The organism is Streptomyces sp. NPDC001157, from assembly GCF_053598255.1.
The window spans coordinates 102,964-117,453 of record NZ_JBSFJW010000026.1 but is presented as its reverse complement, the minus strand read 5'-3'; the positions used below and the strand labels follow the sequence as shown (position 1 = coordinate 117,453).

16 protein-coding genes are annotated in these 14,490 nt (G+C 70.2%); 5 read left to right on the top strand and 11 right to left on the bottom strand.

Annotated elements, in window-relative coordinates; genetic code table 11:
• Positions 1-17: 17 nt before the first annotated feature.
• Positions 18-467 carry a hypothetical protein gene (locus ACWDAG_RS34120; RefSeq protein WP_450699416.1) on the bottom strand — a complete coding sequence of 150 codons (450 nt, stop codon included), beginning with the start codon at positions 465-467 and terminating at the stop codon, positions 18-20.
• 114 nt (positions 468-581) lie between these two features.
• Entirely contained in the window at positions 582-1,709 is a 1,128-nt protein-coding gene (locus ACWDAG_RS34115) for an ABC transporter ATP-binding protein (RefSeq protein WP_450699415.1), read from the bottom strand.
• 377 nt (positions 1,710-2,086) lie between these two features.
• On the opposite strand from ACWDAG_RS34115, the gene ACWDAG_RS34110 reads away from it, so the two are divergent.
• Together ACWDAG_RS34110 and ACWDAG_RS34105 are read left to right on the top strand one after the other, a co-directional pair.
• Positions 2,087-2,260: a hypothetical protein gene (locus tag ACWDAG_RS34110; RefSeq protein WP_180292383.1), complete on the top strand. Its 174-nt coding sequence runs from the start codon at positions 2,087-2,089 to the stop codon at positions 2,258-2,260.
• Positions 2,261-2,314: 54 nt separating this feature from the next.
• Complete coding sequence (locus ACWDAG_RS34105; protein WP_450699414.1) at positions 2,315-2,797, top strand: N-acetyltransferase family protein; 483 nt, start codon at positions 2,315-2,317, stop codon at positions 2,795-2,797.
• Between the two features lie 46 nt (positions 2,798-2,843).
• Here ACWDAG_RS34105 and ACWDAG_RS34100 read toward each other — a convergent pair whose 3' ends face one another.
• The 3 genes from ACWDAG_RS34100 to ACWDAG_RS34090 form a co-directional block, all read right to left on the bottom strand.
• A complete protein-coding gene (locus tag ACWDAG_RS34100) occupies positions 2,844-3,695 on the bottom strand; it encodes an SCO6745 family protein (protein ID WP_450699413.1) in 852 nt (283 codons plus the stop codon).
• Positions 3,696-3,778: 83 nt separating this feature from the next.
• Complete coding sequence (locus ACWDAG_RS34095; protein WP_450699412.1) at positions 3,779-4,420, bottom strand: LysE family translocator; 642 nt, start codon at positions 4,418-4,420, stop codon at positions 3,779-3,781.
• A gap of 83 nt (positions 4,421-4,503) precedes the next feature.
• Positions 4,504-5,850, bottom strand: a complete 1,347-nt coding sequence (locus ACWDAG_RS34090; protein ID WP_450699411.1) for an amidase — start codon at positions 5,848-5,850, stop codon at positions 4,504-4,506.
• Positions 5,851-6,116: 266 nt separating this feature from the next.
• Here ACWDAG_RS34090 and ACWDAG_RS34085 point away from each other — a divergent pair, with 266 nt between their 5' ends.
• Entirely contained in the window at positions 6,117-8,462 is a 2,346-nt protein-coding gene (locus tag ACWDAG_RS34085; protein WP_450699438.1) for an alpha-L-fucosidase, read from the top strand.
• A gap of 9 nt (positions 8,463-8,471) precedes the next feature.
• On the opposite strand, the gene ACWDAG_RS34080 is transcribed toward ACWDAG_RS34085, so the two are convergent.
• From ACWDAG_RS34080 to ACWDAG_RS34065, 4 genes are all read right to left on the bottom strand, one after another.
• On the bottom strand, positions 8,472-9,113 hold the full coding sequence (locus ACWDAG_RS34080) for a hypothetical protein (protein ID WP_450699410.1): 642 nt from the start codon (positions 9,111-9,113) through the stop codon (positions 8,472-8,474).
• Between the two features lie 92 nt (positions 9,114-9,205).
• Positions 9,206-9,814 carry a DedA family protein gene (locus ACWDAG_RS34075; protein WP_450699409.1) on the bottom strand — a complete coding sequence of 203 codons (609 nt, stop codon included), beginning with the start codon at positions 9,812-9,814 and terminating at the stop codon, positions 9,206-9,208.
• 413 nt (positions 9,815-10,227) lie between these two features.
• A complete protein-coding gene (locus ACWDAG_RS34070) occupies positions 10,228-11,133 on the bottom strand; it encodes a helix-turn-helix domain-containing protein (protein ID WP_450699408.1) in 906 nt (301 codons plus the stop codon).
• A 159-nt stretch (positions 11,134-11,292) separates the two neighbouring features.
• The gene (locus ACWDAG_RS34065; protein WP_123969107.1) at positions 11,293-11,535 is read right to left on the bottom strand and encodes a DUF397 domain-containing protein; all 243 of its coding nucleotides are present in this window, start codon (positions 11,533-11,535) and stop codon (positions 11,293-11,295) included.
• A 242-nt stretch (positions 11,536-11,777) separates the two neighbouring features.
• Between ACWDAG_RS34065 and ACWDAG_RS34060 the strand changes: the two genes are divergently transcribed.
• Positions 11,778-12,326: an ATP-binding protein gene (locus ACWDAG_RS34060; RefSeq protein ID WP_450699407.1), complete on the top strand. Its 549-nt coding sequence runs from the start codon at positions 11,778-11,780 to the stop codon at positions 12,324-12,326.
• Between the two features lie 103 nt (positions 12,327-12,429).
• Positions 12,430-12,738 carry a protease inhibitor I42 family protein gene (locus tag ACWDAG_RS34055; protein ID WP_450699406.1) on the top strand — a complete coding sequence of 103 codons (309 nt, stop codon included), beginning with the start codon at positions 12,430-12,432 and terminating at the stop codon, positions 12,736-12,738.
• Positions 12,739-12,791: 53 nt separating this feature from the next.
• Here ACWDAG_RS34055 and ACWDAG_RS34050 read toward each other — a convergent pair whose 3' ends face one another.
• Both ACWDAG_RS34050 and ACWDAG_RS34045 read right to left on the bottom strand, forming a co-directional pair.
• Positions 12,792-13,307, bottom strand: a complete 516-nt coding sequence (locus ACWDAG_RS34050) for a hypothetical protein (protein WP_450699405.1) — start codon at positions 13,305-13,307, stop codon at positions 12,792-12,794.
• Positions 13,308-13,338: 31 nt separating this feature from the next.
• Positions 13,339-14,448, bottom strand: coding sequence for a C1 family peptidase (locus tag ACWDAG_RS34045; protein ID WP_450699404.1), 1,110 nt, complete (start codon positions 14,446-14,448; stop codon positions 13,339-13,341).
• Between the last annotated feature and the right edge of the window lie 42 nt (positions 14,449-14,490).

The following is a 14,490-nucleotide window of genomic DNA, read 5'->3' as shown; positions in this document are numbered from 1 at the left end:
CGTCTCATGACGGACCGTCAGTCGACAGCCCCGAGACGGGAGTTGCGTGCGGCGACCAGCTCCAGCACCGTGCGCCAGTCCTCCAGCACCCCCGCGTCGAAGCCGGCCGTGCGGCCCTCCTCGTCCGCCTGGCGCAGGCGCAGCAGATCCTCGTCGGCGGGCAGCTCACCGCGATGGTGCTCGCGCACCAGCCGGGCGACGCGCTCACCGAGCAGGCTTCGCACCGCGTCGGCGGCGCAGTCCGGGTGGGCGCTCTCGTCGCCCGGCCGCAGCAGCGGGCCGATGGCGTGGACCAGGCCGGCGACCTGGAGCTCCTTGTCGGCGGGGCGGCGGCGCCGCAGCAGCGCGGCGGTCTGCAGCGCGTGCTGGTGCAGATCCACCCGGCGACTTCGCAGGCCCGGGGCGTCCCATGAGCCCCGGCAGGCGTACAGCAGATCCATCAGCTCTTCGACACTGCGCAGCTCCATGCGCCAGTCCTTCCGCCGGACAAGCCGTTGCCGTCCTGTCAGCAGATCATGGCCTCCTTGCGATTCGGCCAACGGGACTTGAACTGCGTGGCCAGTTCACCGCGCTCCGTGACCTCACGCCACCGGCGAGGCATCCGCGTCGTCGGGAAGCCGCCGTCCCGTCACGGCAGAGAAGCAGTGCACGCCGTCCGCACGGATCGCCACCCGGAGAGTGCCCCCCTTGCCGTACGCGGAGCGTCCCGGGAGCCGGACGACGATGCGGGCGAGACCCTCGCCGGACCACGCCGTCGTATGGAGGTGGACGACGGCGCCGGTGTCCTCGACCCGCTCCACCACAAGATCCAGTCCCGGGGTCCGACGGTCCTCCCGCGACAGGAACTCGAACTGCTCGGGCCGGACGCCGAGCACGATCTCGTCGGCGCCCGCGGCCGCGGCCGCGCGCAATGTGACGCGGGGCAGCGGCACGTCGAGGCCGCCGAACCGGGCCCCGGTCGAAGACAGCGGAAGCCGGAAGAGGTTCATGGCGGGCGAGCCGATGAAACCGGCCACGAACGTGTTGGCCGGGTGCGCGTAGACCTCCTTCGGCGTGCCCACCTGCTGCAGCACACCGTCCCTGAGCACGGCGAGGCGATCGCCCACGGCCATCGCCTCGGCCTGGTCGTGGGTGACGTACACCGTGGTGATGCCGAGATGATGCTGCAGCCGGACGATCTGCATACGGGTCTGCGCCCGCAGTCGGGCGTCGAGATTGGACAACGGCTCATCCATCAGATACACCCGCGGATCCCGCACGAGCACCCGCCCCGTCGCCACTCGCTGCTGCTCGCCGCCCGCCAGTGACCTGGGCCGACGGCCCAGGAACTGCTCGAGGTCGAGGACGGAGGCGGCGTACTCGACGCGCTGCCGGGCGCGCACCCGGGACATGCGGGCGATCCTCAGGGCGAAGCCGATGTTGTCGGCAGCCGACAAATGCGGGTAGAGGGCGTAGTCCTGGAACACCATCGCGATGTCGCGGTCCCTGGGCGGAAGATGGGTGACGTCCCGGACGCCGATGAGGATCGAACCCGAGTCGACGTCCTCAAGTCCGGCGAGCATGCGCAGGCAGGTCGACTTTCCACAACCGGAAGGACCGAGCAGGACCATGAACTCACCGTCCCCGATCTCGAGGTCGAGCGAGTCCACGGCCGGCCGGTCCATCGACGGGAAGCACCGGGTGGCCTGGTCGAAGGTGACAGACGCCATGACATCCCCCTCCCGGACAGGTCCCTCGCACCCAGCATGGAACGGGTGTTGCCCCTTCGGCACGCCTGTAGACCGAACGAGTGATTGGAGAGGGGGCTGAAACAGGACGACTTATGACAGTAACCTCAAGTTTTCAGCCCCATAGAGCGGACGCCCGCTCATTTGGTTAATCTGGTGTGGACGGACAGTACCAACGGGTCCAACCCACACCCACGTCCGTCCCGGGGCAAGCCGGCAGACAACGGCCTGTTCTCACACGAGTTACCGGCGCCACCGCGTCCGAACTGCTTTCGACTCACACCCGAGCGGGCGTCAGGCGCCGGAGCGCAAAGTGACCGGCACGCCCCGAGGGTGACCCGACACATAAGGAGTGCGCGGTGACACCAGAGAAGACGAATCGCGAACAGCGCCCCAAGGAACGCACGGAGCGCCCCGGCCGACGGTCGGACGAACTCGGCAGCCTGGAAGTCTGGGCCCACGCGGCCCCCATCCGCCTGGCAGGCTACGAGGACGACCTCGCCGAGCCCCACATCCTGCCCAGCGTGGACTGACCCCGGCAGGACCTTCGCGATCGCCGACTGCATGGGCGTGCGAGACTCACGCCCATGCAGATCAGAGAAGCCGCGGCCGAGGACTGGCCGCGGATCTGGCCTTTCTGGCACCGCATCGTCGCCGCAGGCGAGACCTACACCTGGGACCCGGACACCTCCGAGGAGGCGGCCCGGGCCCTGTGGATGAACCCGGCCAAACATGTCTACGTCGCTCAGGACGAGAGCGGCGCCGTCGTCGGCTCGGCCTACGTCACCCCCAACTACGGCGGCCCCGCGGCCCACATCGCGAACGCCGGCTTCATGGTGGACCCCGACCGGGCGGGCCGCGGCATCGGCCGGGCCCTCGCTGAACACGTCCTGGCCGCCGCGAAGTCCGACGGCTACCGGGCGATGGTATTCAACGCCGTCGTCGAGACGAACCCGGCCGTGCAGCTGTGGACGTCCCTGGGCTTCGAGATCCTGGGCACGGTGCCGGAGGCGTACGAGCATCCGCGCTACGGGCGGGTGGGGCTGCATGTGATGTACCGGGCGCTGTAGGGCGCGGCGGTACGCAAGCACGAAGCTCTGCAGCAATCTTTTCGTGTCACTGAGAGCCTGTAGCCACCAGTGCCGCGGTGATGGGTTCGAGTTCGGTGATCAGTTCGTCGAGTTCGGCGGGGGACAGGGCGTCGTAGGGCGGGGCGGCGAGTTCGTCGGTGAGGGCTTCGATGCGGTGCTTGGTCGCGCGGCCGGCGTCGGTGAAGTGGCCGTCGGTGTCGACGAGTCCGCGTTCGCGCAGGCCGTCCATGACGGCGGCCAGGCGCTCCTTCGGCAGGTGATGGATGCGTCCGAACGACTCCGGGGGATGGATGCCCTGCTCCAGAGCGGAGAGCACATGGGCCTCCGTGCCGCCGATGCGCGCGCCGACGAGAGCGGCGATGTGCCCGTCGCCGCGGTGCTCGCGCAGCATGGTCGCGGCATGCCACAGCCGGGCGACGGGGTCGCCGGGTACCTCAAGGGTGCGCATTCCGGCGTACATCATCCGGCCTTCGGTGGGGGCGCTCGTAGCGGCCTTGGTGGTCAGGTCCGCGGCGCGCACCAGGCCCGGGGAGCCGGCCAGCTCGTCGCCGAGGATGCGCCGTAGGGAGGCCGCGCTGCCCCGCTCCCGCGCGGCGACGGAGGCCTCGGGCGGGATCGTCTCCCAGGCGCTGGGGATGTGCCGTGCGGCTTCCCCGTCGGCGAAGTTGTAGAAGGCCGCGTGCACGACCTGGGCCGGCACCCGTCCCAGTGGTGCGGCGCGGCTGGCGAAGTAGCCGTCCCAGTAGGTGCGGTGGCCGAGTGCGGCCAGTTCCTCGTTGCACTCGTCGGCCATGAAGGTGACCAGGCAGATCGGCTCCAGGAGCTCGAACATGCGGCGGGCGATGTGAGTCGTCGGATGCAGGTGCGTGGTGCCCATCGGGTTCTCCCTTTGTCAGGTGTGCCGACTTGGACCGTCCGGCATGCCGAAACTCATCGGTGACCGAAAGGGACGCAGTCGCCCTAGTCCTTGCGCCCCGTCACGGCCACCGTCACCCCGAGGCCGATCATGGTGAGGCCGCCGACGCCGCCGACCAGGGACAGCCGGCGCGGGGAGCGGGCGAACCAGCCGCGGGCGGTGGACGCGATCAGGCCCCACACGCTGTCGGAAGCCAGCGCGATCACGTTGAAGACCAGGCCGAGCAGCAGCATCTGCACCGTGACGTGTCCGCTGTCGCGGTCCACGAACTGCGGCAGCACGGCCGCGAAGAACACGATGGTCTTCGGGTTCGTCACACCGACCGCGAACCCCTCCCAGAAGGTGCGCAGTCCGCTGTGCGCGGGCACCTCGCCGCCCGCGAACGCAGCCCGCAGGGACCCGCGTTCACGCCACGCCTTCACCCCGAGGTACACCAGGTAGAGCGCGCCGGCCAGCTTGAGCACGGTGAAGACCAGGACCGAGCGTTCCACGACCGAGCCGATGCCGAACGCCACCGCCACGACCAGCAGATAGGCGCCGAGCGTGTTGCCCACCACGGTGGTCAGCGCCGCCCGGCGCCCCTGCGCGAGCGCCCGTCCGATCACGAACAGCACACTGGGCCCGGGTATCACGATCAGCAGGAAGGACAGCGCCGCGAAGGCGAGCAGACGGTCGGTGGACATCATGCGACCCATGCAAGCACGGGCAGGGGCCGCTCTTCAGCCCCATTTTCCCGGCGTCCACCGCCCTGCATCCCGCCTCCGCGGAACTACCGGTCCAGCGGCGCCGTCCGCTGCCACGGATGCAGCGTCTCCAGCTGCTGCGCCACCTCCAGCAGCATCGCCTCCGAGCCGGGGCGGCCCACCAGCTGGATCGCGCAGGGGGCGCCGGAGGGCAGGGTGCCGAAGGGGACGGACATGGCGGGCCAGCCGGTCAGGTTCCACGGCGGGGTCAGGGGCGAGTAGTTGGTGTTCGCGAGGACGTTGGCCAGCCAGCCCCGCTCGTGCCAGGCCACCGACCTGGGGGAGCGGCGGGCGAGCGCGGGGGTGAGCAGGACGTCGTACTCGGCGAAGAACGGCTCCATACGGCGGCGCAGGCGCTCCCGGCTGTCGCCGCCCCGGACGCTGCTCAGGAAGCGGCGGCCGATGGTGGCGTGCACGCGGGTGCGGCGGGTGAGCAGGCGCGGGTCCAGGCCCTGGGCGTCCACCGCGGTGCCCGCGGTCCAGTGGGCGAGCGACATGGTGCTCAGGGAGAGGGGGTAGGGCGGGTCGGCGCGGCGGACCTGGTGACCGGCCTTGATCAGGACGCCGGCCGCGTCGCGGGCCGCGGTCGTGTACGGCGCGCTGATGGTGACGCCGGCCAGAGGGCTGCGCAGCGAGACGGCGACCTTGCGCATGGCGGGCTCGTCCGGCGCCGTCACCTCGGCGTCCGCCAGCACTGCCAGCATCAGGCGCGCGTCCTCGACCGTCGTGGCGAGCGGGCCGTTCTCGGACATGCCGAACCAGTCGCCGTCGCTGATGCCCGCCGGGACGACTCCGTGGCCCGGCTTGATGGTGACCAGGCCGCAGTTGGCGGCCGGGATGCGCAGCGAGCCCATGCCGTCGTTGCCGAGGGCGATCGGCACCAGGCCGGCGGCGACCGCGGCCGCGCTGCCGCCCGAGGAACCGCCCGCCGTGCGGGTCGGGTCCCAGGGGTTGCGGGCGGTGCCGTGGACGCCCTCGGTGGTTCCGAAGATGCACAGCTCGGGCACGTTGGTCAGGCCCACGACCACCGCGCCCGCGGCCCGCAGCCGCGCCACCGTGATGTGGTCGTCGGAGGCGGGGGTGTCCGGCGTCGCGGCGGAGCCCACGCGGTTGGACTCGCCGCGCACCGCCAGGTTGTCCTTGACCGCCACCGGCACACCCGCCAGCGGCAGTTCGGCCAGATCGTCGCGGGAGGCCAGCTCGTCGGCCTCGGCGAGCGCCGCCTCGGCCCGCACCACCCGGAACGCCCCGACCCGGCCGTCCAGCCGCTCGATCCGGTCGAGGTGCTCCGCCACCACCTCACGGGGCGTGGCCCGCTTCTCGCGTACGGCGGCGGCGATCTCGGCGGCGGTCCGGCCGACCCAGCTGGTCACGGGCGCTCCTCGGGGTGCGTGACGTGGAACTACTCATGAGTACGCAGAGCACTCTGCCCCGCCGCGGCCGCCGCGTCGAGAGCACTCGCTCTTGGACATACGGGCGGCTCGTCTCGGACTTTTCGCGGGCCGTCGGCCGGCCATGACGGCTTCACTCGCAGGTCGTCCGATCAATGGATCAACTCCCATGCGATCACGCCCCATTGACAGGCCCCTGAGCCCGCCCAATCATCAGACATCGGATGAATCGGGAGCCGCTCATGAGTATGAGTCCCTGTCCCAGACGTCAGGTCCTGACGGCCGCCGCCTCAGTCGCCGCCGCGGCCGCCGCCCTGCCCCTCACCACCGCGCCGGAGGCGCACGCCGCCGAACCGGCCGCCTCCCCTCAATGGGTCCCCGTCCCCGCCCCGGTCCCCGTCCCGCTCGACAGCCTCTACGACAACGACGGCATCGACACCGCCTCCGCCCCCGGCGGCGACTTCGACGGCTCCGGCTACACCTTCCCCGGCGAGGAACTCCCCGCGGGCCGCATCGAGGTCGACGGCATCCCCTTCCTCTTCCCGGCCGCGACCGCGGGCGCCAAGAACAACGTCGTCGCACTCGGCCAGCGCATCGAACTCCCCAAGGGCCGCTATCTCTCGGCGGTCTTCCTCACCGCCGGCAGCTACGGCAACGCCACCGGCAAGGCCACCGTCCACTACGCCGACGGCTCGACCAGCACCGCCGGCCTCACCGGCGCCGACTGGTACTCGGCCGGCGGCTCCCTGTCCGCGCCCTACCGCTACAAGCCGGACGGCACCAAGGACGAGCACGGCGTGGGCATCGGCACCTCGGAGGCGTGGATTGACCCACGGCGCGAGGCCGTGGCCGTCACCCTGCCGGTCACCAACCCGGCCGAGGCGAACAAGACCGCCCTGCACGTCTTCGCGCTCTCCCTCCAACCCGTCGCCCAGGGGCGGGCGTTGGCCCTGCACGACGCCCGCTCCACCCACTCCCTGCTGGCCGCCACCGGCGCCCAGAGCGTCGAGGCCACCGTCGTCAACGCCGGTACCGTCGCCGTCCTGGCCGCCGACGAGGTGTCCGTACGCGTCGACGTCCCCGGCGCCCGCACCGTAGAACCCGCCCGGATACGCCGCCTCGACCCCGGCGAACAGGCCCGCGTCCGCGTCGGCATCCGCAACCGCACGGGCACCGCGCCCGGAACGCAGCAGGACGGCTCGGTGGCCGTCGCCGGACGGGGCACCCAAATCGCCGTACAAAAAGGAAGGTTGACGCTCGGCACGGCCGACTACCAGCCCAGCGAAGCCTCCCTCGCCGCCCACCAGGCCCCGTACTGGTTCCAGGGCGCCAAGTTCGGCATCTTCATCCACTGGGGTGTCTACGCGGTGCCCGCCTGGGCGCCGGTCGGCAAGCAGTACGCCGAGTGGTACTGGGACCAGATGCAGGACCCGAACAACCCCACGTACGCCCACCACCGGGCCGCCTACGGCGAGGACTTCGCCTACGACGACTTCATCCCGCGCTTCACCGCCGAGAAGTACGACCCGCGCGCGTGGGTGGAGCTGTTCCGGGACGCGGGCGCCCAGTACCACGTGCTCACCTCGAAGCACCATGAGGGCTTCGCCCTGTGGGACACCAAGGTCTCCGACCGCAACGCCGTGCAGCTGGGCCCGAAACGGGACCTGGTCAAGGAGCTGTTCGAGGCGTCCCGGCGCCACGCCCCCGGACTCCACCGCGGCCTCTACTTCTCGATGCCCGAGTGGTTCAACCCCGACAACCCGTGGATGGGCCACGCCCCGCGCAACCCGTACACCCTCGAACCGGTCCCCTACACCGGATACACCGCGGGCAAGGACTACGTGAAGGACTACCAGGCCCCGCAGCTGCTGGAGTTGATCCACGGTTACGACCCGGAGCTCATCTGGTGCGACATCGGCGGCGTGAACGACAGCCTTCACGTCCTCGCCGAGTACTTCAACCACGCCAAGAACCGGGCCCGTCCGATCGACGTCACGGTCAACAATCGCTCGGGCATCGCCTTCCACGACTTCACGACCCCCGAGTACACGACGTACGAGAACACGGTCGTCGCCAAGTGGGAGTCCAGCCGCGGCCTGGACCCCTTCAGCTACGGCTACAACAGCGCGACCCCCGACGACGCCTACATGACCGCCGAGGAGGTCGTGCACAGTCTCGTCGACATCGTCTCCAAGAACGGCAACTTCCTGCTCGACATCGGCCCGCGCGCCGACGGCACCATCCCTCAGATCATGCAAACCCGGCTGCGTGAGACGGGCGCCTGGCTCAAGGTCAACGGAGAGGCGATCTACGACACGACCTACTGGTCGCGGATGGCGCAGCTCGGCGACGACCTGCGCTTCACGGTCCGCCCCGACCAGGCCTTCTACATCCACTCTCTGACCCGCCCGGGCGCGAGGCTCACCGTCGAGGCACCGGTGCCGATCCGCGGCGGCGACAGGGTGACGATGCTCGGCCACGACCGGCCACTGACCTGGAGCGTCAACAAGGGAGCCTTGGTGATCGACGTACCCGAGACGGCCCGGAGAGCGGGACAGCATGTGTGGGTGTTCAAGGTGGAGTGGCATGGGTGAGCCGGGTCGTCATCCGGCGGGCGCCGCGACGGGAGGCTCGGCAGGCGCCTTGACCTTCGGCGGGCGGGCGAGGAACACACTCACGACGATGATCCACAGGCCGCCCGCGAGGAAGGCGAAGAATCCCACCCACGGAATGAAGGTGGCCACGCCGAGAATGACTCCGGCCCAGCCGAGCCAGCGCGGCAAAGGCGTGCCGCTGCGTGCCGTGTCCAGACCGGCCGCGAGCATCATGACGCCGATTCCCGCGGCAAAGGGAATGAAGAAATCGGTGCTGATGGCATTCATCGCCTGAAATGCCTGGCCGCCGACCCGCCGTTTGTCACTGGCGTCGACCATGGCGAGGGTGAGGCTCGACGCCGTCCAGAAGCCCACCGCCGACAGAATGCCGCCGGCGAAGGCGACTTGCGGCAGCCAGCCGTGCCGGTCGGCCTCGGAGAGGTGGTGGCGCAGGTTCCCGGCGAAGAACAACAGGAACGCCGCAGCCAGGACCAGCAGATACAGGGCGACACCCTGCCGCGTGTCGTGCTGGTGGTAGAAGAGCTTGATCTGCGGGCCGGGATCTCCGATGTCCGGTGTCGACCCGCCTACGGAGAAAGCGACCACAATCAGAATGACGGCAACAATGCCGGTGAATGGTCCGAGGCGCATCGGAAACCTCCGATCCGGGCATACGGATACCTCTATTCAGGCTTTCACGCAACTCGAAGCCCGGCAACTCGACTGTTATTCGTCGGTGCGTTTCACGAGTGGGAGCGGCGGTGCCGGCGGATTCGCCAGACGGCAAGGGTCACGAGGACGATTGCGGCGGAGGCCAGGGCAAGGGTTCGGCCCACCAGGCCCTCGACGCGTTCGTAGGCGGCTCCCACGGCATAACCGAGGAGGACGTTGCCGACACCCCAGACCAGGCCGCCCACGGCGTTGTAGAGGAGGAAGCGGCGGTACGCCATGTTCGACGCGCCCGCCATCGCCGGAACGAAGGACCGTGCGAAGGCGACGAAGCGGCCGACGAAGACCGCCGCCGGACCACGCCGGCGGATCAGGTCGCGCGCCTTCTCCACCCGCTCGGCCCGTCGGCGCAGGGGGCCGCGGGAGAGCAGCGGGGGCCCGGCGCGCCGGCCGATCTCGTAGCCGACGCTGTCCCCGGCGATCGCCGCGAGGACGACGGCGAGTGTCAGCCAGACCAGCTCCACGTTGCCCTGCCGGGCCAGCACGCCACCGATGATCACCGCGGTCTCGCCGGGCAGGACGAACCCGAAGAACAGCGCGTCCTCGGCGAAGACCAGGGCCGAGACCACGAGGTAGACCACGGGCCCGGACAGGTCGGCGAGCCAGTCGACAAGAGCGTGCATCTGCCGACCCCCTTCTCTGCCGGGTACGAGTACCCGGCAGCGGCGGCTTGGCCCGCGGCCGTCCGGCGCAGCAGGAAGTTCACGGCGGTCATGGTCAGGAGCGGCTCGTCGTGCTGGGTGAGGACTTCGATTCCGGTGTGGACCAGTCCGCGGTCCGGCTTGGAGCGGGACGGGCGGCTCTCCCGCACGGTTCGGGGAGGCCAGGCCGCCCACCTTGCTGATGTAGTGGTCGGTGTACAGCCGCATCATGACGGCGCAGGTGTGCCAGCCGCTGGCGATCAGCCCCTGGTACGGGCCCCGCATTGGTCCTCGATGGGTACGGCGAAGTCCGGGTCGCTCTGCGTGGTGGTCGTCGGTGCTGTCATTGGCGGCACGACAGCCGCCAGGTGCGTCGGTCTCGGGGCGCGGCGGGCTCAGATGTCCTTGAGGACCTGTTCCAGGAAGGGCACCGAGTCCACGGCCGGCGAGGCCACCAGGCTCAGGCGGTCCATGACGGCGAGGTAGTGGTCGACCTCCTCGGGCTTGTCCAGGTACAGGGCGCTGGAGAGCTGCTCGAGGTAGACGACGTCCGGCAGGTCCGGGACGGGGAAGCGCAGCACGGTGATCGGTCCGCCGGCCGCCGCGTGACCGCCGACGTGGAAGGGCAGCACCTGGAGCGTCACGTTCGGCCAGGAGGCCGCCTTGATCAAGTGCTGCAACTGGGCGCGCATCACCTCGGCCCCGCCGAGCGGGCGGCGCAGCGCCGCCTCGTCCACCACGACCCACAGCTTCGGCGCGTCCGGACGGCAGAGCAGTTCCTGCCGGGTCATGCGCAGCTCGACCCGGCGGGCGATCGCGTCCGGGGAGGTGATGGGATGACCGAGCCGGATGACGGCCTCGGCGTACTCGGGGGTCTGCAACAGGCCCGGGATGAACTGGACTTCGTAGGTCCGGATGAGGGAGGCGGCCTCCTCCAGGCCGAGATGCTGCTCGAACCAGCTCGGGAAGGCGTCTCCGTACGCCCGCCACCAGCCGGGTTCGTTGGCCCGCCGCACCGAGTCCAGGAACTCCTGGTGTACGGCAGGGTCCTGGACGCCGTACAGGGTGAGCAGGTCGGCGATGTCGCGCTGTTTGAAGCCGACGCGGCCCAGCTCCATGCGGCACAGCTTGGCGTCCGAGGCGCGTATGGCCGCAGCGGCCTTCTCCCGGCTGATGCCGAGGGATTCGCGCAGGCGGCGCAGGCGGGTGCCCAGCATGATGCGCTGCACGGTGGGCCCGCCGCGCCGCAGGCTCAGGACGTCGGCACCGGAGGGAATGGGTTCTCGCTGAACTGCCGTCATGGTCATCCCCTCGGCCGCCGCACCGGCTGCGTCTGCATGTGTTCGGGACTCAACCAAGCAGGGTAGCACCGAGGCATCGTACGGCTGCGGTGCGTGAAGTCGCCGGAAGGCGCCGACCGGTGGCCGGCGCTTTCCGGCTGTCCGCGGGTGTGCCCGACCTCAGCCGGCGGGGAGTAGGCCGTCGAAGTCGCCGTCCTTCACACCGCGGACGAAGGCGGAGATCTCGGCGCTGGTGTAGACGAGCGCCGGACCCTGGGGGTGGCGGGAGTTGCGGACGGCGACGCTGCCGTCCGGGAGGGCGGCGAGCTCGACGCAGTTGCCCTCCGGGTTGCTGTGGTGGCTCTTGCGCCAGACCGCCCCTGCCAGTTCGGTGGCAGGCATGCCGTTGCTCACGTGCTGCATCTGAACCTCTTTGAGATGAAGTCGCGTTGAGTGGACTCGTGGTCGGCGCTGCAATTGCATCTTCAATTGCATCCACGGGTGGTGTGCGGGACGATAGCGCCCGGCGCCCACTGCTCGCAAGATCATCTGCAATTGCAGCGGTAATTGCCGATGCACTTGCGTGCGGACTGGCGGACGTAGCACGATACTTCGCACAGGTGTAGCGCTCGGTTGTTCTCTCCGCAGGGGTACCAGGGGTCGCGATGTCCGCAGAGCAAGTCGCAGAACCGGTCAACCCCCTGCGTATCGAGGCGACTTGGCAGTGGCTGTGCCAGGCCGTGGACGACATCGGCCGGCCCGGGCCCGGCCTGAGCTTTCCCCTCGCCCCGAGTTCCGCGGACGGCTGCGGCCCCGCCCACTGCTCGGTGCTCGTCGTACCGCCGATCGCTCAATCCGCCCACATCGCCCGCGACTTCATGCGAACGACGCTCGTCGACCGAGCCGCGGAGGAACGCGTCGAGGACGTGGCGGTCACCGTGTCGGAGCTGCTGAGCAACGCCCTGCGCTACGGCCGGGCAGCGGACGGCGCGGCGGAGTTGCAGCCGGCGCTGTGGCTCGCGTACTGGGACCGCTGGTCCTGCGCCGTGTGCGCGGTCACCGACGAGAGCGACCTGGTCCCCGTCGCCGTGCAGGCCGACGAACTCGCCGAGTCGGGACGGGGACTGCAGGTCGTCTCGGTGCTGAGCGACGCATGGGGATGGAACCCGCGGGCCGGCGGCGGAAAGCTCGTCTGGGCCCTGTTCCGTCTCTGAGGCCCCACAGTGCCGCAGCGGTCGGTTCGGCCGTCGCACCGGCTGGCCACGCAGGGGAACGCGGGGTACACCGATAGGACCAGAGCCGAGGAGGTGCGGTCCCGTGGGTGAGGTGCAGGTGTCGGCGCAGGACGGCGAGGTGCGCATGGGGCTCGGCGACGACCTCGTGGTGCGGCTGGCCGAGAACGCCACCACCGGCTACCGGTGGCACGTCGAGGGCATCGAGGGCGGCCTTGAGGTGGCGGCCAGCGACTATGCGCCGCCGGGAGAGCTCGCCCCGGGCGCCGGTGGCACCCGGGTGCTGCGGCTGCGGCCGACCAAGGCCGGTGAGGGGCGCCTTGAGCTCGTGCTCAGGCAGCCGTGGGGCCACGACGTGGCCGACCGGTACGCGTTGCGCGTCACCGTCGAGTGATGTCGGAGGGGCCGCGTCCGGCACACCCGGCCGCGGCCCCTCCCCGTGCAGGGCTACAGCAGGTAGATCTCGTGGACCAGGCCGTCGGCCTCCTCGCGGAAGGAGATCGGCCGTCCCGTCTGGCGGGCCTGGGAGGCCAGCGTCGTCAGCGCGGTGAACGCCCAGTCGCTGCCGTTGAAGATCTTCTTCCAGGCGCCGCCCTTGACGTGCAGGAAGGCGTTGCGGGTCTGGTTGATGGACCACATCGCGTCGACGATCGCGTTCTGCGTCCACGTGCCCGTGACCGCCGTGGCGGCCTGCGCCGCCGCGAACGCCTGGAGGTCGCCGCGGAGTTCGGGCGTGATCGTCGGCCGGGCCTCGCCGGACGCCGTCTGCTCGAACCGCGCGACCATCACATCACTGGCCGGCTTGCCCTGCGCGGTGAGCGCGCTGCCGTTCAGGCCGATGTCCACGCCCGGCGGCAGCAGTACGGGCCGCCCGGCCTCGTCCTGCTCGGCCGCGGAGCGGACCGCCTGCGTGGTGGGCGGCTGCTGCTTCGGCTGCTGGGGGCCGCTGTTCTGCGGGCTCATGTCGTGCTCTCCTCTCCCTGGTTTCCCGGTCTCACCAGGCGTAGATCTGCTGGACGCTGCCGTTGTCCTCGTACAGGCCGACCTTGGCGCCGTTCGCCTTGGACGCGGCGAGTTCGGCGAGCATCGCCGCGTCGGTCGCGCCGACGGTGCCGTTGAGGTTCAGCCAGCCGCGCAGCTCGCCGTACGCCCACACATTGGCGTCGATCTCGTTGCTCCACAGCGCGAGGATGCGCTGGTCGGGCAGCCAGTTGTGGATGAGCGTGCCGAGCGCCGCCACGTTGTGCCAGGTCTCGATGCCGCACTCGCCGTAACCGATGCGGAAGAAGCCCTGGTCGCCCCAGCCCGGACCCCAGCTGTTCTTGCCGATCCAGCACTGCTGCGCGTCGTCGTAGCCGACGAGCGTGACACAGTGGCCGCCCGCGAGGTCACCGGTGCGGTGCCGGTAGACGCCGCTGGAGTAGCTGAAGAAGTCCTGGTAGACCAGGAAACAGGCGGTGATGGAGCCGTAGCGTGCGATGTTCTCCTTCATCGCCGCCGGGTTGTTGGTGACGGACTGCCAGGAGCGGATCTTCACCAGGCGGTTGGGCCAGTCGGCGTTGAGCTTGGAGGCGTCCTGGTCGCCCGCCGTGTACGGGAAGTACTCCTCGATGGTGATGCCGTTGTCCCGCGCCTGGTCGGCAAGGGGCTCCGGGAACCAGCCGGTGGAACAGGTACGGCCGGCCTGACGGCCGTAGTAGTAGAACGCCTGCGCCTCGGACAGGTCGACCGGCAGATAGGGCGCGCCGTAGCTGAAGCGCGTGACGTGCTCCATCATGCCCACGGTGCCGAAGGCCACGCAGGAACCGCACGAGCCCTGGTTCTTGACCGGCGTGGTGTAGTTGACGCCGCCGATGTTGCGCAGGTCGAACGCGGTGGGTGCGCCCACCGAGTCGGCGGTGGCCGCCACGGCCGCTGCGATGTTGCTCTGCTTCGCGCTCTCGATCGCGGAGCGGTCGCCGGACTCGACGGGGACACCGAGGCGCACCACACGCTGCTCCTCGGTGAGCGCCGTCATGCTGGTCGTGGTCATGTGCCACGGATTGCCCGCCTGGTCGAGTACCGACCTGAGGTGGTCGAGGTCCAGCGGGTCGTTGACAGGCATGAGGAACCCTCCTTCGTGCTCGGGGCGTGTCGGTGCCCCTGC